The following is a 19,047-nucleotide window of genomic DNA, read 5'->3' on the forward strand; positions in this document are numbered from 1 at the left end:
ATAAATTAGAAGATTTCATTTAAATATGTTACATAGCATTGGTTTTTGCTTGACGCGTATCATTTAAAAGCCTATCTTTGCAAAAGAAATAATGAAAAGAGGGTTCCAGCATGGCTCATGTTGGAATTCTTTTTTGTTTTATATGACCGTTTAAATTAAAGGAGGAAAAACATCATGGCTTATATGTCAGAAGAAGGTTACAAGAAATTAATGGCAGAACTAAAAGAGCTGGAAACAGTAGAGCGCCCTAAGATTTCTGCGGCAATAGCCGAAGCACGTGATAAAGGTGACTTGTCAGAAAATGCAGAGTATGATGCTGCAAAAGAGGCGCAAGGTATGCTTGAGATGAAAATCAATAAGCTGAAGGCAATTATTGCAGACGCGAAGATTATTGATGAGTCAAAACTGAAAACAGATTCAGTACAGATTTTGAATAAAGTAGAACTGAAGAATACAAAGAATGGTATGAAGATGACTTATACCATTGTATCCGAAAGTGAAGCTAACCTGAAAGAAGGAAAGATTTCCGTAAGTACCCCAATTGCTCAGGGACTACTTGGCAAGAAAGTGGGGGATGTTGCTGAGATTCAGGTGCCACAAGGTAAAATCAGTCTGGAGGTAGTAAACATTTCATTTTAACACTAAGGCAGGTCCGTTATAAGGGCTTGCCTTATTTTATATATTTAGGTTATGGCAACAATATTCAGTAGAATTATCGCAGGTGAAATTCCCTGTTATAAGGTGGCAGAAGATGAACGTTTTTTTGCTTTCCTTGATATCAATCCGCTGGTGAAAGGGCATACGTTGGTTATCCCCAAGCAAGAGATTGATTATATTTTCGATTTGAGTGATGATGACCTGGCAGCCATGCATGTCTTTGCCAAATCGGTAGCTCGTGCTATAGAGAAAGCTGTTCCTTGTAAACGTGTGGGGGTAGCTGTTATGGGTTTGGAGGTTCCTCATGCTCATATTCATCTTATTCCTATCAATAAGGAATCGGATATGATAATCTCCAATCCGAAACTAAAATTATCTGATGAAGAGTTTAAGGAAATAGCCGGAAGCATTCATCAGGCATGGGTGAAATAAATACCTTCTTCTTCTAAATAATGGAAAAGCGCATTGTCCGGGTGGATAGTGCGCTTTGTTGTTTTTATATCTTTATCCATGTACCTTTGCGCCATAAAAACTCAAGTGGTCCTTGTTTATGGTGTTCCAGCCAGTAGCGACTGAACATCAGCTGGATCGTAAATATGAATAATCCGATGAATAGCGTTGCGGTTGCTCCGGTAGATGCATAAAGTCCTAATCCAAAACCATAATAAATACAAACGCCTATGATGGACTGTGAGATATAGTTAGTCAGGCTCATTCGTCCATAGGGAATAACTATCTGCTGCCATTTATATCCGTCGCCTTTCTTAAACCATAACAATGTAAATGCAGAGATTAAAATAAGCATGAAAGTAAAATTTGCCAGCGATGGAATGGCTATGTTGAAGGGCGTTAGTACAGACTGATTATGGATGTATGCCGGAGCAAAAACACGAAGGATATGTAGTGGAATAAAAGTGATGATAGATAGTTTGAGTATATGCTTCCAGGTACGGATTGTAGATGTACTTTTGATAAAGTATTTCCTGCGTCCCAGTAACATCCCGAACATAAATAAAGCGGCTGTTTGGAATAGACGTCCATTTTCTACCTGCCAGATATTACTGTATAATTGTCCGTTCCATATATTATTGTTTAAAACCTCAAGAAAAGTTCCGTGACTGGTAGCCTCTTTGGCAAGTAGGGCATAAGGCATGAACTTATCTGCGCTTATTATGTAATCGGGGTTTAATAGTGCATAGATCATTCGTCCCCATTCAAAAGGTTGGAGTAGCAGAATCAGTGCAATCCAGAAGACCGTTTTATCTTTTAGTCTGCAAACGGGAATCAATGTGAGTCCAACGATGGAGTAAAGCAATAAGATGTCGCCATTATAAAATAGTGCATGCAATTGTGAAAACAAGAATAGCAAGATCATGCGCCAGGCAAAACGTCCACGGAAATCTATTCCCCGCTTTTCGGCATTGTGGTATTGAATGTAGAAACTAAATCCAAAAAGGAGTGAGAATGTTGCATAGGCTTTTCCTGCAAATATGAAGAACAGAGTATTCCATATCCCTTTGTCCAGCGTTTGTAGCCAGTCGGGTTGAACTTCGGGAATAAAATAAATATTGTAATGCTCTAAGTTGTGCAATAATACAATAGCCAATAAGGCAAAACCACGTAGTGCATCTACTACATTGAGTCTGTGAGAGTTTTGAAGAGTTTTGTCCATTTCTCAGTTGGTGTTATTCTATAAACCGGACATATCCGGAATGGTAAGAGATTTTTCGACAAAGATAAAGGAATAGTTGTTAATATCTATATATCTTTTGCCAAAACTGAGATAGAGTATATACTTGATAAAAAAAAGGGGCTTTTTAGCCCCTTCCTTTATTTAGATATAGTCATCTCCCATTTTTATCTGGGCGTCATTGACATATTTTCGTATAGCATGTTCTTCGTCTTTTTTGCAGATGAGCAATACGTTTTCTGATTCAGCAACCAGGAAACCTTCAAGTCCTTCAATGACTGCCAGTTTTCCTTCAGGCAAGACAACTATATTGTTTTTGCTGTTATATATTAATGATTCGCTTTTCAAAGTGACATTGTTGTTCTCGTCTTTCGGAGAGAGGTCATACAATGATCCCCATGTTCCTAAATCCGACCAACCAAAGTCCCCAAGTGACACATAAACATTATCTGCTTTTTCCATTACCCCAAAGTCAATAGATACATTGGGACAAGCAGGGAAGTTCTCTTCAATAAAAGAAGTTTCTTCGGGAGTTCCGTAGAAATCTTTTCCTGCTCCCAGCTTTGATGCTAATTCGGGTAATAATATTTCGCTGGCTTTGATAATGGTATTAACGTTCCACATGAATAATCCGGAGTTCCAATAAAACTCACCACTTTCTACAAAAACTTTAGCCAGTTCGAGTTCTGGTTTTTCTGTAAAAGTTTTTACTTTGTAGAAATTCTCTCCATCCTGTTCGGCTATCTGAATATATCCGTAACCTGTTTCCGGTCGGTTCGGTTTAATGCCTAATGTGAGTAGTTTGTCTGAATGTGCTACAAAGTCGAGTCCTTTTTCAATTGCTTCCAGAAACTCACCTTCTTTTAGTATCAAATGGTCTGAAGGAGCTACTACTATGTTAGCATTTGGGTTTAATGCACGAATATGATAGGAAGCCCACGCGATACAGGGAGCGGTATTTCTTCTTGCCGGTTCAAGTAAAATTTGATCCGGATTCAATTCAGGAAGCTGTTCTTTCACCAGGTCCGCATACATTGCATTGGTTACGATGAGTATATTTTCCGTGGGGATTACTTTGTTAAAGCGGTCAAAAGTTTGTTGTAACAAAGAGCGTCCGGTACCAAAGAAATCCAAAAATTGTTTAGGCAGAGTTTTGCGACTAAATGGCCAGAAGCGGCTGCCAATGCCACCTCCCATAATTACACAATAATTATCTTTACCTGTCATGATATTGACTGTTTTTAAAAGTTTCTGCTAATTTACGGTTTATTCTTTGAACAGAGAAGTGTTTAAGGGATGTTTTATAATTTTTTCCTCCTTTTTTTATCAAAAAGCTTGTAGGTTTAGAAAAAAGACGTATCTTTGCACCGCAATTGAAACCAAATGCCCAGATGGCGGAATCGGTAGACGCGCTGGTCTCAAACACCAGTGGATTCACTTCCATCCCGGTTCGACCCCGGGTCTGGGTACTTAAAAGCCCTGATAATCATCTGATTATCAGGGCTTTTTCTTTCTATGAAGTGTACTAAATGTGTACTGATTGACGAAAACAAAGAAAGAGTGTACTTTTATTGTATCATAAGTCTCATTTTTATAATTTGTTAAACCTTTAGTTAATTAGATTACTCTTTTTCTACTTTTCTTTTCTTAAAAACTTTCTTCTTCATCCATCCGGCTATCTTTGTTCTAAAACAGAGTATATGGATTTGATTTTTGTTTCAATAGCTACATTGCTGACGTTAATTGGACTATATGTTATGCAAACTGTTCATACGGACCCTCTATATAAGTTATTGTTGAAAATTAACTTTAGGTATAATGAAGAAGTTGTGAGTGGAGAAAAATCTTATATACGTTTTGTGAGGGACTTTTGTTATGAGTGCAGGTTCATAGATATTAGCAGGAATGTATCCATAAAAGAAGTGAATAGACAGAATCGGGATATTCAGTTTGTTTGTGAATTGTTACAGACCCGTCAAGATTTAGTTGAAAAATACTTTAGAGAAAAATATCTTGCTATGGAGAACTATCGTCAACTTACTATGGAATTTAATGTCGGCATTTCTGTGGAATCTATTAATGTTATGGAAGGTACTTCTGATATTTCTAGACCTCAGGAGAAATTACTAGCTTCGATAAATGAAAAAGCAACAGTATTATCCGTGACTTCCACCTCTTCTCCTAAAAAGCAGAAATCGTTTAGGCATAAGTTCACTTCTCCTCAAATAGAATTGCTAGTTGCATGCATCAATGAGATAAGTTTATTTGAATCAAAAGTGTCAATAGCAGAACTAACATCTTTGTTTGACTGTACATCAGTTTCTACTTTGAAATTAACTAATAATGAAATGCTATGTTATCTCTTTAATCAGCTTTCGTTGAATGAGTATATATTCAGACAGTGGCAAGCTGTGATAGAACAGAAACAAATCTTTTATTCTTCAGGTCGTAATGAATATGTAACGGCCAGTGATTTATCAAGCGCATTGCGGAATGTTAATCGGAAAAAGCATTCTCAACTAGGGAAAGAATATCAGATTATTGATAATTGCGTTAAGAATCTGAAGAATTCTTGAGAATAGGTTGAGAATCTCAATTTGCTGTCAATCTTTTCTCTTTATTCCTTTGTCTTCTATCCCTACTTTTGTTCCCGTTAACATGAAATATTGGGGTGCGCACCTCATTTGTCAAATCAATAAATAGAGGAACAAATGGAAAATCAATTAGAAGAAAGAATTGCCGCTTTAGAAAAGCAGGTTTTTATGTGTAAGAATATACTGACTTTTGACGAAGCAAGTAAATTCCTTAATCTTTCAAAGAGTTATCTTTATAAACTAACATCTGCTGGGCGTATCCCTTTTTATCGTCCTCAAGGGAAACTAGTTTATTTTGAACGTACTGAATTGGAAATTTGGTTACGGCAGAATCCGGTGAAGACACGAGAGCAGATAGAGTTTGAAGCACAACGGTATATTCAAATGAATAAACTTTTGAAGAAATAAGTTGTATGGCAAGAGTGAAGAAAAAAGTAGGAGGGGATGAAAAATATATTAGAGTTGCTACCACTTTATATAAAATAGTTCAGCAACCAGATGTTAATGGTGGATTTATGGAAAGACGTATGGTTTGGACTTATGAAACGTTTAAACAGGACAATGGTAGTGGTGCTTTAGCCGAAATACCTAAGTATGATGGTTTTTGTTGTATTCCTGAACACCTACATTATCAACCGGTGGTTGGTAATTTCTTAAATTTGTATGATCCAATCCTTTATAGGCCAAAGCAAGGAGAGTGTCCGCTTTCCTTATCTCTCATCCAACATATATTTGGAGAACAGTATGAATTAGGATTAGATTATATTCAATTGTTATATATGTATCCAATTCAAAAGCTTCCAATTTTATTGCTTGTTTCTAAAGAAAGGAATACAGGTAAGAGTACATTTTTGAATTTTCTAAAAGTAATATTTCAAGGGAATATGACTTTTAATACGAATGAGGCTTTCCGTAGCCAATTTAATTCGGATTGGGCAGGGAAATTGATTATTGCAGTTGATGAGGTTTTATTAGATCGCAGGGATGATTCTGAACGATTGAAGAACTTAAGTACTGCACTAACTTATAAAATAGAGGCTAAGGGGAAAGATCGATATGAGATTCCTTTTTTTGCTAAATTTATTTTGTGTTCTAATAATGAAAGTTTGCCAGTGCTTATTGATGTAGGAGAAATACGTTATTGGGTGCGTAAGATTTCAGTACTTGAGCATGATGATACTGGCTTTCTTGAAAAACTAAAAGCGGAAATACCTTCTTTCTTATATTTTATTCAGAATCGTGAATTATCTACTCAACGAGATAGTAGGATGTGGTTTACTTCTAAGCTCATTCATACAGTAGCATTACAGAAAATTATTCGTAATGGTAGGAATCAATTGGAACAAGAACTATCAGAATTATTTTTGGAGATTATGGATACTTTCAGAATAGATAAGATATCTTTCTGTTGCAAGGATGTTTTGGCTTGGTTGGAGCATGCGAGAATAAAGGCGAATAATAGTTTAATTCGGAAAATTCTACAGGAAGAATGGGGACTAGAGCCAGTTTGTAATACTTTAACATATACAATGTATAAGTGTGATTGTAAATCTCCCAAACGATATTCTACCCAAAAAGCTACAGGTCGTTTTTATACAGTAACAAGAGATATATTAACTCGTTCTGATGAAATGATGAAATAATATACTATGTTATTGATTATTAGCTCAATTTATCCTCATCAAAGTTCATCGGTAGAATATTATTGATGAAATAATAGATGAATATATTTGATGAGGATGTTTGATGAATACAGATGAAAATGTAAGTTGTTTATTTCTAGTGTAATATGACTTTTGCTTCATCATTTCATCATCTTGGAAGCTTTTCATATCTATGGAATACTGCTCTTATTAGATTGTACAATTGAAATGTATACCACGATGTACAACAAATTAAATACTTTAGTGTACTATAAAGTACTAGTTTTTTCTTGCATGGTCTTGGCTATGATGTACAGTGAATCTTCTTGTAGTCATATGTTTTAGAGAGTTTTGATATTGATGTATAGGTGTACATCTGATTTGGAAAATTAGTGTGCTATAAATTTTTATGGTATACTATGCAAGAGATTTTAATTTAGTGTATAGTATCTTGTTAAGACTACTTGGATAAAGTATAATATAAAATATTATATGAAATAACGGTGAATGAAAAGTACTAGATATAAATGCAATCAAATTATTAATAATTAGATGATTTATAGTCTATCATTTTTTGTATCTTCGCTAGAAAATTGGCGATAATGGAAAAATTAATAATCAAAAAACAGATATATACGCTATCGTTAAAATGTGTCGCGATAGGCTATAGTGTGATCTATTATTGTAATAATCTACATCAACTAAAAAATGTAATGATATGAAAGAATCTATTCAAATTTCTTTCCAAAATAATGAAGAAGAACTGAAGCAAATCATGGGCGGAAGTGCTAGAAAAGATGATTGTAATGGTAAGGACAAGGATGCTTGCTTTGGCACTTATTCAGTGGAAGTTTCAGGGACGATAAAATAAGGGAAATGTGAATGGAATACATTCCCTCATCCTCTTGGTTCTGACTGCTTTTGTACAATTAGTTAGAGTAGTTTTTAGGTCTAATTTTTCCAATAGCCTTAATGACTATCGGATTTTTATAAATTCTAATATGAAAAATAGTATTATAATATTGTTGTTTGCAAATATTGTTTTGCTTCCTCTTTATTCTACAAATAGAGTGATTTCTTTGACCTTGGATAACGGTAATATTTTTGACTCTTTATCAGTTCAGTTAAATACAAGTGACAATAGTTATAAATTCATTGGAGATAAATCGGACAAAAAATGGCTATTTTCTATTCCAGATAGCATTATCCAACAGTATTATGGGATTACTTTTCATCCTAGCCAGATCAAAGATTCTGTCTCTATTGATTTAGGGTTTGCAGCTGTTAGCGAAAACGATACGACTTTATATGTATCTGGCACACTGTATTGGAACAATACTGATACAATAGAATTGTCAGGAAAATTTATAGAAGAAGTGCTATATACTTATCCTACATTGATGAATAGAAAAATAAAAACATACAAGTATATCATATCTTCAGATGATCCGGAAGTAGCCTTGTCAATAAATGTTGCTTGTAATTATTTTGGCCGATTTAGTAGTAGAAGTGATATTGACTATAGCTATAGCCAGTACCTCCAAAATTACATTACTGAAATAAAGAAATATCCAGACTCAAAGAGCTTGATGTATGGAATCTATTCTGGAATACGATTTTATAAAAATATTGCGGATTTGGAAAAAGTCTTTAATTGTTTTTCAGAATTTAATAGGCAATCTTATTACGGAAAGGAAGTTGGCGATTATATACGTTTATTTAATTCTGATTTCGAAAATATGTTTTTGTACAATAGTATTACAAACATGCAAGAACCTGTAATATTAAAACCCAATAAGCCAACAATCATTATCTTTTCTGCTTCCTGGTGTAAACCATGTCATAAGCTGATTCCGATATTGAAAAATATATATCGAAAGACTTCTGCTAAGATAGATATGGTATACATATCGATTGATGAAGATAAAACAGAACAGGCTTGGATTGATTTTCTGAAGAAAGAGGATATACCTTGGAGAGCCTTATCGTCAAAAGAAAAGATAAAAGATGTAAAACATGCGTATGGTATTTCCACTATTCCACAAGTTCTGTTTGTAGATAAAGAAGATAAGGTGAAAAAACTTCAATTGACAGAATCCAAGGATGTCAATATGATATATGATTATTTTGAACAGCTAAATTGAATATTATGTTGAATCATAAGGCTATTCTCTTACACGAAGAAATGCGTTACAATAAATTTGTGTTATTGGCAATATTTGAAAATATTGCCAATGATTATTATTATAAGATATCGCAATTTACGATATGAAGACTAATATATATTATTGAATTAAATAATGCCACTGCACAAGGTCGATTGACTTAATAATGCCCTAGGGAACGCCTGCTTTTAAACGCTATCGTCAATAAATCCTTGTAATGAAAATATATTTAATATGAATAAAAGGCTAAGTATCTTTCCTCATTACATACAAATGGATTCTATAGATTGCGGTCCTACATGTCTACGAATCATAGCTACAGATTTAAAATCTCTGATCCGGACAGGGGGAAGTATACAATTGACCAAAGTGGCTTTTTAAAGTGCTGGACAAGTACAAAGCAAAATGAAGAAAATATGGGAGTGGCTTTAATTATAAGTCCTACCCCTGCTTTTTACGAACAGGCGAATGAAATGCAGAAGCAAACGTCAAATATGAAATTCTTCCTGAATTATTTATTCCCATATAAATCACAGTTGATTTAATTGGCTATTGGATTGTTTTTAGGAAGCATATTTTCCATGATATTACCATTCTTGACACAAGCAATTCTTGACCAAAGGGTTGTGATAGCAATTTAAGTTTTATTACTTTGGTCCTTGTTGCTCAGTTAATCCTGTCTATCACTCAAATGGGAATAACATTTATACAAAACTGGATAGCATTGCATATGAATACTCGTATAAGTATAACGTTAATCTTGGATTTTTTAGCTAAATTAATGAAACTTCCATTGTGTTTTTTGATTCTAAAAATATTGGAGATATAATGCAAAGGATTGATGATTATAGCGTATTCAGTCATTTATGACAAGTACCAGCCTTACCACTGTTTTTTCTTTATTCAATTTTATAGACTTTACTTTTATTCTAGCTCACTACAATCTACAGATATTGTGTGTATTTGTGTTTGCCAATGTATTGTATATTACTTGGATTTTGCTATTTCTACGTTACCGGCGTAAACTGGATAATAGCAGGTTTACCCAATCGGCAGCCAACCAAGGAAGTATCGTGCAATTAATTACGGGAATGCAAGAAATAAAATTCAATAATAGTGAAAAGCAGTAACGTTGGAAATGGGAGGCCATTAAGGTGCGTCTATTTAAGATAAGTATAAAAGGTACTACGTTGGAATAATATCAATAAATAGGATCTGTTTTTTAGCCAGACAACAACTCTGTTTATTTCTTACCTTTCGGCAAAAGCAGTCATTGACGGGCAGATTACCTTGGGCATGATGATGTAGTTATATCATAGGTCAATAAACAGCACCAATTAGACAAATAATAACTTTTTAAATCGTTTCAGGATGCAAAGATAAGTCTGGAAAGATTAAATGAGATACATAATAAGTAGGATGAAGAGCTATATTTAGTTAAGCAATGTGTAATGATACCTTTTGAAGTGATGATTTCTTTAATAGATTAATTTAGTGATGGCAGATTGCAGTTAGATATTCTTATAGATAACTATATTTTAGAGTGTGGAAAGTCAGGACAAAACAAACTTTTTCCTTTTAATATATACATAATGAGGCAAGCATGGAAGCTTGGATATGAAAACAAAATGAGTACAAGATTTGAAAAGGTTTCAGATTTAATGATAGAAAAGAATACGTCAAAATGAAATTGTTATTAAAGTGTAGCTATTGAAGTTTCGTGTCTTTTCAATCGTAAAGAATTTGATAGTTAATTCAATGTGAATGAGAATATAGATATCACGAGATTGGATATTTTTTATTTTACGCACTATCTGAGTGTGAAATAATAATTTATTTAGCATGTTTAGTAGCCTAATTTTCATAAAGTACTTTATGAAAATTCTGTTGTACACTTCTTTTGTGTATTTTCTTTCCCTATTGTCTTTTGTTGGGCTTGCCCAATCTTTCCTTAATACAAGGGGAGCCTAATACCCCCTTTCCTGAAAAATGCTGTACACAGCATTGGAAAGGGTATAGCAAGCTGTCTGATTTGGTTGTACATTGACTGATTGTTTAGGAATGGTATATTCTCTTCTAATGGATTCCAATTCACGAGTATTGATACAACAAAACATCAGTTTTCAATATAGCATAACAGTTAAATTCAAGTATCGCATTTTCGGGGAATTTAGTATGGGTAAGAATAAGTCGCTTATATTGCTTCACAGTAACACTAGTATATATCTTACCAAGAGTTTTTATAATATGATCAATAAGGTGCAAATAAAAATAAATGTGAATGAACTATTAGCTTAATGTTATAAAAATGTTGGGAATAGCTTAATACTTAGGTATAAGAGCCGAATTTTAATAAAATAGTTTGCCTCAATTAAAATTCCGATAATAATAGTAACTTTGCACAAAGTGTGATACTATGAATGGCAGAAAACTCTTAAAGATGTTGCATCTGCTCCTAAAGATTCGGCATATGCTGACTACCGAATGATAGGGTGCTGAAAAGAAGCTCAAACAAAATCGGAATTAGTGACAAATGGATTTCTCATATATAGATTATATTAGTGAATGAGGATCGATAATAGGGTGATTGCCAGGTGGATATGTTTTGTCGATCCTTTATTTTCTAAATTCAGATTTAATCAATCGTTCTTCATCCGACACGATTCGTATTGAATTCTTAGTAATAAATCCTATAATTATCCATAGTAGAATTACTGTGATGAAGACAGTAATAGTTACTATAATTGTTTTCTTGATTAGTTCGAAATATTTCATGTTACATGTTTTTGATTCGTTCTTTGTTGTATATGAATTTCTTAAATACTCCCAAGTCTTCTTCATTATAGTCAACTCCATTGCAAGTGGTAAACACATATAGTGAAAGAGAAGCAGCTTCTTGGTATTTCTCTTTTTCAATGGCTATATGCTTACTATTCTTTTAATCATCCAATAGTTTGTCAAACATAGCTTATTTGCCTTCCGCTTTTGTTCTTTTACTACAGTGTAGCCTTTTCGCTCAAAAAAAGGCTTTGCTGTGATGCAGACTTCCGATGTTATTGTTTTCATTTGACTTTCTATTGCATATTCTTCTGCTTTTGATAACAGAAAACTGGCAACTCCTTTGCGTTGATAGTCTTTGTGTACAAACATAGAGTGCAAATAGCCGTCTTTCTGTATAGATGTAAATCCAATAATCTGATTGGCCTCATTCAATGCAACTATAAAATATAGATTGGTGATTAAATCTGCTAAATGTGCTGTATCGTCCCCACAAGAAGCCCAATCCTCTATTTCTTCTAATGTGTAATCTGCTATGTTAATTGTGCGCAAAGTTGCTTTGTACATTTCCTTTAGTTCGGGAATGTCTTTAAGAGTAGCCTCCCTCAATTTATAGCTTCTATGTTTCATGATTCTTATTTATTAGGTATTATCTCATAAAATCCATTTTCGTCTTTTGCAATTTTACATCGTCCATCAGCTACCCAACGGTTCCAGTCTTCAAATAAACGACAAATATATTGATGAATATCCTCTGAAATGTTGATTTCATTTCCTGATTTAAGTAGATAGATGAATTTATTGTCTTTCACTGAAAGATGCCGTTTGGCTCTTTCCAATGCTTTCAAATACACCACTTGGTTGTAAGCATAGTCCTTATTCCATCCTCCTGATACCAATAGGTCAATAGCTTTGTCGGACATAATTCCTTTGGTTTTTAAGAATGTGCTGTCTGTGATTGTAGCTCGGTATTGATAGGCTTCTTCTCTTAATAATTTACTATCCGGTTGATTAAGGCTAACAGATATACTATCTGTAGAGTTCTCTTTTTTATTTTTTTCCTCGTTTATTAATAGCCTGATGAACTTCTGATATTTCAATACGGCAGTTGTTTCACTGTCTTTATGGTTCGCTTTTGTTGCCATTATCCAAATGCTGGGAGCTTCGGGATAGCGGTATTTTACAATATCGTCAATCAAGTGTCCATATAAGCCCTTGACCGATTCTTGGAATAAAAAACTTTGGAACATTAAATTGATATACTCTGGGTGTTTACAAATATATGATTTATACTTTTTATAGGCATCCGATCTCATATAGTCTATGGCACGACTGCTGAAATTGGGCTTTTGTAGTTCTTCTTTAAGGTTTTCTTCCATTATTTTATATTCTGCTGTGTCTAATCTTTGCTCATGGAAGCAATGTGCCGATAAACTCTCGATAAAATTTTCTTTTTCTTTCAATAGCTGTAGATAAATTCTTTTCAGATCATGACCATGTGGAGTGGATATTTGAAAATAGCCGCTGTCTATTCTTGCATTGACTTGTGGGGCAGTTATAACTGTATCATTAAAAACAAACCCGATGCGTTTTCCTATGCTCTTTTCAGTGGCATCAGCCCATTTGCTTAGTTTGGATCTGCTGACCTTTCCGGAAATAACTGATTTATCAAAAGAGTCATAAATCAAACTTAAATCAGCGAAATCTGCTACTGTAACGATTGGTTCACAAGAAATGCTATCTTGCTGTCCATCTATAATATGATACCATCCGTTTTCTTTTTTGGGTGTATATACTTGGCTGTATGATATTAAAGAGAGCGATAATCCTACTAGCGATAAATAGATGATTTTCATTTTATTCCATATTTAGTCTATCACAAAGAAACTAAATTAAATTGGATATGCAGCAATTCTGTTTGAAAGTCTAAACATAGGTTTATAAATTACTCCGAAAATGTTATATTTCGTCTGATTCGGCTCATGTGTATAGGGGTAATTCTCAAGTAGGAAGCAATATCCTTGAGCGAAATCATTTGCAAAATGTCCGGACATCTTTTCAATAGTTCCTTGTATCGTTCTTCAGGACTAAGTCGGTATATATCCAAATAACGTGAGTAGGTTTGTTGAAACAGTTGTTCTGCATTTATTCGGGCTTTTCTTTGCCCCTCAATATCATGCTCATATTGTGCACATATTTCATTGGAATGACAAATATACACTTTGCATATAGTTATTGCCTGAATGTTTGTTGTTGAGGGACTATTATATAGACAAACCGGATAGTCTGCCACAAATTCATTTGGAAATGCAAACCCTGTATTGTAATTCTTGTTCTCGGCTATGTTTGTACAAGTGTATTTAAGAACTCCTGTATCAACAAAACCAATATAGGGAAATATTTCTTTCTCTTTTACGAAGAAATCATTCCTGCAAAGTTGAACTACTTTACCTTTTCTGATACATATTTCTTTTATAAACTCTGTATCTATGTTGTTTATATATGAATTGAACTTGTTTGCCATTAATGGAAGTTCTACATAATCTCTTTTGAAATGAATCTTTTGATTTCTTCTTCGCTAGGTAACTGAACCATATATTTCTGTACAAAAATATTAGGGTCTAATCCTGCTGTAGCGTATTTGACTAAAGTATCTCCTTTTTCAGAACAAAGTAAAATTCCGATTGGTGGATTATCATCGGGCTGCATTACTTCTGCTTTGAAATAGTTCAGATACATATTTAGTTGGGATACATATTCATGGTGGAACTTGTCTATTTTTAACTCCACGATGACATGGCATTTCAATATACGATGGTAGAATACAAGGTCAGCAAAAAAGTAATCTTCATCTATTAGTATCCGCTTTTGACGTGCTTCGAAGCAAAAACCGTGTCCCATTTCAATAAGGAAGTTTTGCAGATTGTCAAGAATAGATTGCTCTAAGTCGTCTTCTGTAACTAAAGCACGCTCGTTTAGTCCTAAGAACTCTAATGTTACAGGGGTATTTATTACATCTGTAGGCTGTAGCTGAACTGCCTGTTGTTGTACTAATGCAGAAAGAGCTTTTTTGTTTTTGGATAAGCCGCTACGTTCAAAATATAAGGAACTTATCTGACGTTCCAGTTCTTTTACTGACCAGCATCCCCTAATCGTTTCCATTTCATAAAAGGCACGTTTAATAGGATTGTCAATAGCAGATATTGCATTCAAATGCGTAGAAGATAATCTGTTAAATAGCTTTTCAGCAGCCAATTTCCAGTCATTATTTGCTATTTCTGAAATCATTTGCAATTCGGCGGTTACTGACCGCCGAATCTCTGTTTCAAATTCGGCGGTCGGCAACCGCCGAATTCCTGAACCTGACATAACATAGCTTAAAACCTCTTCTTTTATTTGTGGATAAACAAGATACAAGCGTCTGAACTCCCGGAATCGACGTTCATTCAGTCCTTTGGTATTCAGTCGTTTTTCCAACTTCTTCAAGAGTTGCTCACCATAGGCAGCACGGTCTTCTCCGTTTTGCTCAAATTCCACGATATAGCAGCCCATAAGCCAGTTACGGGAAGTTAGTGCAAGGTTTACAGAATGTGCTGCCTGTGCTTGCAGCGTGTCCTGAATGGCACTGATATGATTTACTAACGATTCAAAGTTCATATTTTGATACTTTGTGCAAAGTTACTATTTTTATTATCAAAGTTTTAATTCGGGTAGACTATTAATTGCTTCTTCTTTTAGCTTGTCTACTGCACGGGTGTATTTCTCAGTATGTTTCAGCCCGCTATGTCCGAGTAAGCTGGCTACCGTTTTAATATTAGCACCATTGTTAAGGATATTCACTGCAAATGAATGACGGGCACAATGCCAACTTATGTGCTTGTCTATTCCGGCTCTTTTCACCCAACGCTTCACTGATTTACAGCAGCTTTCATAGGATGGCAGATTAAAAATAAGCACATCTTTGATACCATCCGCAGGAGGTTCGCCAATGATAGAGAACAAACCGTCATTCAAAGGAATGACTACCCCACTGGCAGAAGAATGACCTTTGGTCTTATTCTGTTCAAACTTTAATAGTTTGTTTGAGTAGTCTACATTCTTATAAGTAAGGTCTTTCACATCGCAGAAGCGTAAACCGCAATATAGGCAGAAGATAAAGGCATGTTTTACTATTGGGTTTTCATTCTCATAGTGACAGTTGATAAGAGCCTGAATTTCTTCCAGTGAAAGCACATCTTTCCGTAACATTTGGTCGTCTACCTTGCAAATTACTTCTTTGCAAGGGTCTTTCAGTATAACATCGTGCTCGATGGCATAGCGTATCACTTTCTTGAAACGCTGATAGATACTTTTCGCTCCTTCGCCAACACTACGGGATTGCAGGTAGTCTACAAACAGAACCATCATATCCTTAGTAATGAGTTCGGGCTTGATGTTACACTCATAAAGAGGGTACTGTTCTTTCAAAAAGTCCTTAAAACGGCTGAAAGCAATTTGTACCATGCGCAGGTCTTTCTTAGTGTAGCTGTCAATATAAGATTGGAAGTAATCAAGAAAGTTGATGCTACGGTCTTTCTTTAGGCGATAACCTAACATACTTTCCTTGAACTCCTGTTCACGTTCGGTGCGTATCTTGATGGCAAGCTCCAATGTCTCCTTATTTTGTTGCCGTTCGGCAGGAGTACGGGGCTTATCTATAAGGTATAGGTTCAGATTCTCTTTTCGCCTGTTATGCTTCACTGAGAACTTGGGTTTGCCTTGCATCTTGCCATCTTCGTAATATACCTGCTTGCCGTTTTCATCCAATACAGGCTTTTCCTCTCTACCTAAATAGTACTCTAAATAGAGGCTTATTCTTCCGTCCGAGAGCTTATTTTGCTCCAATTTCGGGTTTTCTTTCGTTTTGTTTTCTATCTTTGCCATACTTTACTGGTTTTATCCCGATTCGGGTACATAATCGGTAAAATCTGTTAAGTGATTGATTTTCTTTTGTTTTCTGATATTGCAAAGGTACGAAAGAAAATGAGAATTCAAAGTGTACTAAAAGTGTACTAAGTAACAAAATAAGGGTATAAAATGGCAAAAATAGAGAATAAAGGAAAATGTAAATCGTTTGATAATCAAATGATTGTTTTCTCTTGTTTGTCGATGATTTCGGTGCTTTGTACCGGGTCTGGGTACTGAAGCGGAGAAAGTTGAAAAACTTTCTCCGCTTTTCTTTTCTACCCCTTCGTAATATTTAGTGCTTTTAGAAGTGGAAATAAAACATAAGATACAATTTGGTGGTAATACAGATGAATTAGCAGGAAAGGTATTGTCAGGAGAAAAAATTGCTACCTCGTCTTTATATGCTTATTACCGTATGAATTTAAAGGAAATGAGCAAAGTGGGTGACTATGTTTCCATATTAGATTCATCTGGGAATGAAGAATGTGTTGTGAGGATAGAGAGAATGGAAATAGTACAATTTCAAAATATAACGGAAGCATTTGCTATTGAAGAGGGGGACAGTAGTTTGTGCAATTGGTTGACTATTCACACCGAATATTATTCTACACAATCTGAGAAGCTTGGTGAAAAGTTTACGGGAGAAACCGAATTGGTATGTGAGTGGTTCAGGGTAGTTTAAAAGAAGCACAAGGATTTTTTCCTTTAAATTATGGAATAATCCTTGATGCTATTTTACGGTTTAATCCTGTTTAGATGTCTTTCTCTAGCGTGAAACAATCTATATCCGGTGCCCAGCAGTAGGGACTGCACATACGTATTACATTATTTCCGGCTTTTAATTCTACAGGTAATGTGATGATTGCCATACCTTTTGACTCATCGGTTTGTAGATCCTTTAGCATCGTTTTTTTGCCATTTACTTCGACTTCCAGTTTGCGGTCTGTACCCGGGACATAAGAAATATGTAATTTATACCGGCCACCTTTTTCACTGTATACTTCGTTCCATTCGGCATAATTCTCTGCCTGTCCGCCCAGATAACGTACAATCATACCTCCTGATGCTTCTTTGAATGGTGCATATAGGATGTTCCTTGGATGCGTTGCCAGATCGTTATAGCATGGCAGATATGCCCATTCCGCCTCATAACGGGTGGGTTCCAGGCGTTGTTCGGCTTCCAGACGAAGTATTTTCACACTATGAGGAGGCAGCTCGTATATCAACTTATTGGTAATGGTACCGGCTGATTGACATTTTATTAAATCACGTACTTTTATTTTTCCGCCCAATTCGAGCAATGCCGTCGGTATCGAGAAAGAGCAAATTGTGTCAGAAGGATTATAGAATGCTACTGCACGTACCTTGCCCCGCTTTTGTTCAATATCTTTCGTCAGTATATACCCCCCATTCTGATGCTGCACTACATAGGCTTGCAAACCTAACGGATCCTGATTGAGTGCAATGAGTTCTCTGTTTTTCAATAATTCCAGAGAAGATTCGGGGATTGTTGTTAGGTCACAACCGATAAGTAGCGGTGAACTCATGATACACCACATACCGAAGTGTACCTCCTCCTCTTCCGGTTTCAGTCCGCGACCAATTTCCAGCATATCCATATCGTTGTAATGTCCGCCTCCGGCATACGCAGATAAATACAGGTTTTTGCCGATAATATATTTGATGGATTCCCATTTGGGATTGATATCTGCACTGATACGCCACGAGCGGGCAAGGTCTTTGGCCCATGTACCGGGAAATGCCCAGCGACAGATGTTTAATGAAATATTCCGGTTGCAAACCGCATCAATAGCCTGCCGAATTTCGGTATAGCGCTTCTGTTCTTCCAGTGCCAACGACTGTCCTGCACCACAGTAGTCTATTTTAATAAAATCGAAACCCCATTCGTTGAAGAACAGGTCAGCATCCTGTTTTTCGTGTCCATACAATCCTACACCAACACCATTGGGGTCTTTGTCCCAAATAGAACCACAGGTATTGCTTCCGGCATCGGAATAAATGCCCGCCTTTAAACCTTTGGCGTGAATATAGTCGGCTACACACTTTAAGCCATTGGGGAAACGTTCGGGATGTGTTTGTAACTTTCCGTTTTCATCACGCCAGCCAAAGAAACCATCGTCTACATTTACATACAGATAGCCGGCTTCTTTCAGGCCTTGGCTGACCATTGCATCGGCCTGTTTCTTGATCAACGCTTCGTTGATATGAATACGATAGGTGTTCCATGAACTCCAACCCATAACTGGTGGATCCAATTGGTTGATCTGGGCCATAGCCCCCATCGTTATGGTACTTAGCAAGAAGAGTGATAAACTACTGATGTGTAGGAATTTCATAGATACATTCATTTATTATTGCCAATGCTTACATTATCTGCAAAGTTACTATTTTTTTGTTTTGTCATTGTTGAACTGCTATTTTCTTTTTAATGTCATTTTTTAAGTTTCGTCTTTTTTTGTACCTTTGCACCCGGATGGGATATAAAGTTCCACGTAATAAATGAAACAGCAATTTAAAACGCCGCATTCATCTTTTCTTAATGATGTATTAAT

The 19,047-nt window shown here is 35.4% G+C and carries 17 protein-coding genes, 1 tRNA gene and 1 pseudogene; 10 read left to right on the forward strand and 9 right to left on the reverse strand.

Going from position 1 to position 19,047, the window contains the following annotated elements; translation table 11 throughout:
- Positions 1–174: 174 nt before the first annotated feature.
- Entirely contained in the window at positions 175–639 is a 465-nt protein-coding gene (gene greA, locus VCM39_RS01925; protein ID WP_007487469.1) for a transcription elongation factor GreA, read from the forward strand.
- A gap of 51 nt (positions 640–690) precedes the next feature.
- Positions 691–1,089: an HIT family protein gene (locus tag VCM39_RS01930; protein ID WP_221649189.1), complete on the forward strand. Its 399-nt coding sequence runs from the start codon at positions 691–693 to the stop codon at positions 1,087–1,089.
- Between the two features lie 64 nt (positions 1,090–1,153).
- Here VCM39_RS01930 and VCM39_RS01935 read toward each other — a convergent pair whose 3' ends face one another.
- Complete coding sequence (locus tag VCM39_RS01935; protein ID WP_221649190.1) at positions 1,154–2,329, reverse strand: DUF418 domain-containing protein; 1,176 nt, start codon at positions 2,327–2,329, stop codon at positions 1,154–1,156.
- Between the two features lie 162 nt (positions 2,330–2,491).
- A complete protein-coding gene (locus VCM39_RS01940) occupies positions 2,492–3,574 on the reverse strand; it encodes a mannose-1-phosphate guanylyltransferase (protein WP_025868293.1) in 1,083 nt (360 codons plus the stop codon).
- Between the two features lie 158 nt (positions 3,575–3,732).
- On the opposite strand from VCM39_RS01940, the gene VCM39_RS01945 reads away from it, so the two are divergent.
- The 7 genes from VCM39_RS01945 to VCM39_RS01975 all read left to right on the forward strand — a co-directional run bounded on the left by VCM39_RS01945 (position 3,733) and on the right by VCM39_RS01975 (position 9,294).
- Positions 3,733–3,816, forward strand: a tRNA-Leu gene (locus VCM39_RS01945).
- 231 nt (positions 3,817–4,047) lie between these two features.
- The gene (locus VCM39_RS01950) at positions 4,048–4,923 is read left to right on the forward strand and encodes a hypothetical protein (protein ID WP_322934028.1); all 876 of its coding nucleotides are present in this window, start codon (positions 4,048–4,050) and stop codon (positions 4,921–4,923) included.
- A gap of 135 nt (positions 4,924–5,058) precedes the next feature.
- Positions 5,059–5,349, forward strand: a complete 291-nt coding sequence (locus VCM39_RS01955; RefSeq protein WP_322934029.1) for an excisionase family DNA-binding protein — start codon at positions 5,059–5,061, stop codon at positions 5,347–5,349.
- A gap of 5 nt (positions 5,350–5,354) precedes the next feature.
- Positions 5,355–6,584 carry a primase-helicase family protein gene (locus tag VCM39_RS01960; RefSeq protein ID WP_322934030.1) on the forward strand — a complete coding sequence of 410 codons (1,230 nt, stop codon included), beginning with the start codon at positions 5,355–5,357 and terminating at the stop codon, positions 6,582–6,584.
- A 718-nt stretch (positions 6,585–7,302) separates the two neighbouring features.
- Positions 7,303–7,455: a hypothetical protein gene (locus tag VCM39_RS01965; RefSeq protein WP_322934031.1), complete on the forward strand. Its 153-nt coding sequence runs from the start codon at positions 7,303–7,305 to the stop codon at positions 7,453–7,455.
- 130 nt (positions 7,456–7,585) lie between these two features.
- Positions 7,586–8,728 (forward strand): thioredoxin family protein, encoded by a 1,143-nt coding sequence (locus VCM39_RS01970; protein ID WP_322934032.1) that lies wholly within the window; start codon positions 7,586–7,588, stop codon positions 8,726–8,728.
- A 320-nt stretch (positions 8,729–9,048) separates the two neighbouring features.
- Positions 9,049–9,294, forward strand: a complete 246-nt coding sequence (locus tag VCM39_RS01975; RefSeq protein ID WP_322934033.1) for a hypothetical protein — start codon at positions 9,049–9,051, stop codon at positions 9,292–9,294.
- 2,374 nt (positions 9,295–11,668) lie between these two features.
- Here VCM39_RS01975 and VCM39_RS01980 read toward each other — a convergent pair.
- From VCM39_RS01980 to VCM39_RS02005, 6 genes and pseudogenes are all read right to left on the reverse strand, one after another.
- A complete protein-coding gene (locus VCM39_RS01980) occupies positions 11,669–12,157 on the reverse strand; it encodes a GNAT family N-acetyltransferase (protein WP_322934034.1) in 489 nt (162 codons plus the stop codon).
- Between the two features lie 5 nt (positions 12,158–12,162).
- A complete protein-coding gene (locus VCM39_RS01985) occupies positions 12,163–13,383 on the reverse strand; it encodes a SecDF P1 head subdomain-containing protein (protein WP_322934035.1) in 1,221 nt (406 codons plus the stop codon).
- 89 nt (positions 13,384–13,472) lie between these two features.
- On the reverse strand, positions 13,473–14,051 hold the full coding sequence (locus VCM39_RS01990; RefSeq protein WP_322934036.1) for a hypothetical protein: 579 nt from the start codon (positions 14,049–14,051) through the stop codon (positions 13,473–13,475).
- Between the two features lie 11 nt (positions 14,052–14,062).
- Complete coding sequence (locus VCM39_RS01995; RefSeq protein WP_322934037.1) at positions 14,063–15,184, reverse strand: PDDEXK nuclease domain-containing protein; 1,122 nt, start codon at positions 15,182–15,184, stop codon at positions 14,063–14,065.
- 36 nt (positions 15,185–15,220) lie between these two features.
- Entirely contained in the window at positions 15,221–16,450 is a 1,230-nt protein-coding gene (locus VCM39_RS02000; protein ID WP_322934038.1) for a site-specific integrase, read from the reverse strand.
- A gap of 117 nt (positions 16,451–16,567) precedes the next feature.
- A pseudogene (locus VCM39_RS02005) lies at positions 16,568–16,762 on the reverse strand (hypothetical protein); the annotation flags it as partial.
- A 19-nt stretch (positions 16,763–16,781) separates the two neighbouring features.
- Here VCM39_RS02005 and VCM39_RS02010 point away from each other — a divergent pair.
- Positions 16,782–17,156, forward strand: coding sequence for an ASCH domain-containing protein (locus VCM39_RS02010; protein WP_322934039.1), 375 nt, complete (start codon positions 16,782–16,784; stop codon positions 17,154–17,156).
- Between the two features lie 70 nt (positions 17,157–17,226).
- Here VCM39_RS02010 and VCM39_RS02015 read toward each other — a convergent pair whose 3' ends face one another.
- Positions 17,227–18,777 (reverse strand): alpha-galactosidase, encoded by a 1,551-nt coding sequence (locus VCM39_RS02015; protein ID WP_255585459.1) that lies wholly within the window; start codon positions 18,775–18,777, stop codon positions 17,227–17,229.
- Positions 18,778–19,047: the final 270 nt, after the last annotated feature.

The sequence above is a fragment of the Bacteroides mucinivorans genome (assembly GCF_034654355.2).
Lineage (GTDB): Bacteria > Bacteroidota > Bacteroidia > Bacteroidales > Bacteroidaceae > Bacteroides > Bacteroides nordii.

What these genes read in the sequence shown, in the direction of transcription:
- greA (WP_007487469.1), top strand. Translation starts at nt 175, where the DNA reads ATGGCTTATATGTCAGAAGAAGGTTACAAGAAATTAATGGCAGAACTA.
- VCM39_RS01930 (WP_221649189.1), top strand. Translation starts at nt 691, where the DNA reads ATGGCAACAATATTCAGTAGAATTATCGCAGGTGAAATTCCCTGTTAT.
- VCM39_RS01935 (WP_221649190.1), bottom strand. Translation starts at nt 2,329, where the DNA reads ATGGACAAAACTCTTCAAAACTCTCACAGACTCAATGTAGTAGATGCA.
- VCM39_RS01940 (WP_025868293.1), bottom strand. Translation starts at nt 3,574, where the DNA reads ATGACAGGTAAAGATAATTATTGTGTAATTATGGGAGGTGGCATTGGC.
- VCM39_RS01950 (WP_322934028.1), top strand. Translation starts at nt 4,048, where the DNA reads ATGGATTTGATTTTTGTTTCAATAGCTACATTGCTGACGTTAATTGGA.
- VCM39_RS01955 (WP_322934029.1), top strand. Translation starts at nt 5,059, where the DNA reads ATGGAAAATCAATTAGAAGAAAGAATTGCCGCTTTAGAAAAGCAGGTT.
- VCM39_RS01960 (WP_322934030.1), top strand. Translation starts at nt 5,355, where the DNA reads ATGGCAAGAGTGAAGAAAAAAGTAGGAGGGGATGAAAAATATATTAGA.
- VCM39_RS01965 (WP_322934031.1), top strand. Translation starts at nt 7,303, where the DNA reads ATGAAAGAATCTATTCAAATTTCTTTCCAAAATAATGAAGAAGAACTG.
- VCM39_RS01970 (WP_322934032.1), top strand. Translation starts at nt 7,586, where the DNA reads ATGAAAAATAGTATTATAATATTGTTGTTTGCAAATATTGTTTTGCTT.
- VCM39_RS01975 (WP_322934033.1), top strand. Translation starts at nt 9,049, where the DNA reads ATGTCTACGAATCATAGCTACAGATTTAAAATCTCTGATCCGGACAGG.
- VCM39_RS01980 (WP_322934034.1), bottom strand. Translation starts at nt 12,157, where the DNA reads ATGAAACATAGAAGCTATAAATTGAGGGAGGCTACTCTTAAAGACATT.
- VCM39_RS01985 (WP_322934035.1), bottom strand. Translation starts at nt 13,383, where the DNA reads ATGAAAATCATCTATTTATCGCTAGTAGGATTATCGCTCTCTTTAATA.
- VCM39_RS01990 (WP_322934036.1), bottom strand. Translation starts at nt 14,051, where the DNA reads ATGGCAAACAAGTTCAATTCATATATAAACAACATAGATACAGAGTTT.
- VCM39_RS01995 (WP_322934037.1), bottom strand. Translation starts at nt 15,184, where the DNA reads ATGAACTTTGAATCGTTAGTAAATCATATCAGTGCCATTCAGGACACG.
- VCM39_RS02000 (WP_322934038.1), bottom strand. Translation starts at nt 16,450, where the DNA reads ATGGCAAAGATAGAAAACAAAACGAAAGAAAACCCGAAATTGGAGCAA.
- VCM39_RS02015 (WP_255585459.1), bottom strand. Translation starts at nt 18,777, where the DNA reads ATGGGGGCTATGGCCCAGATCAACCAATTGGATCCACCAGTTATGGGT.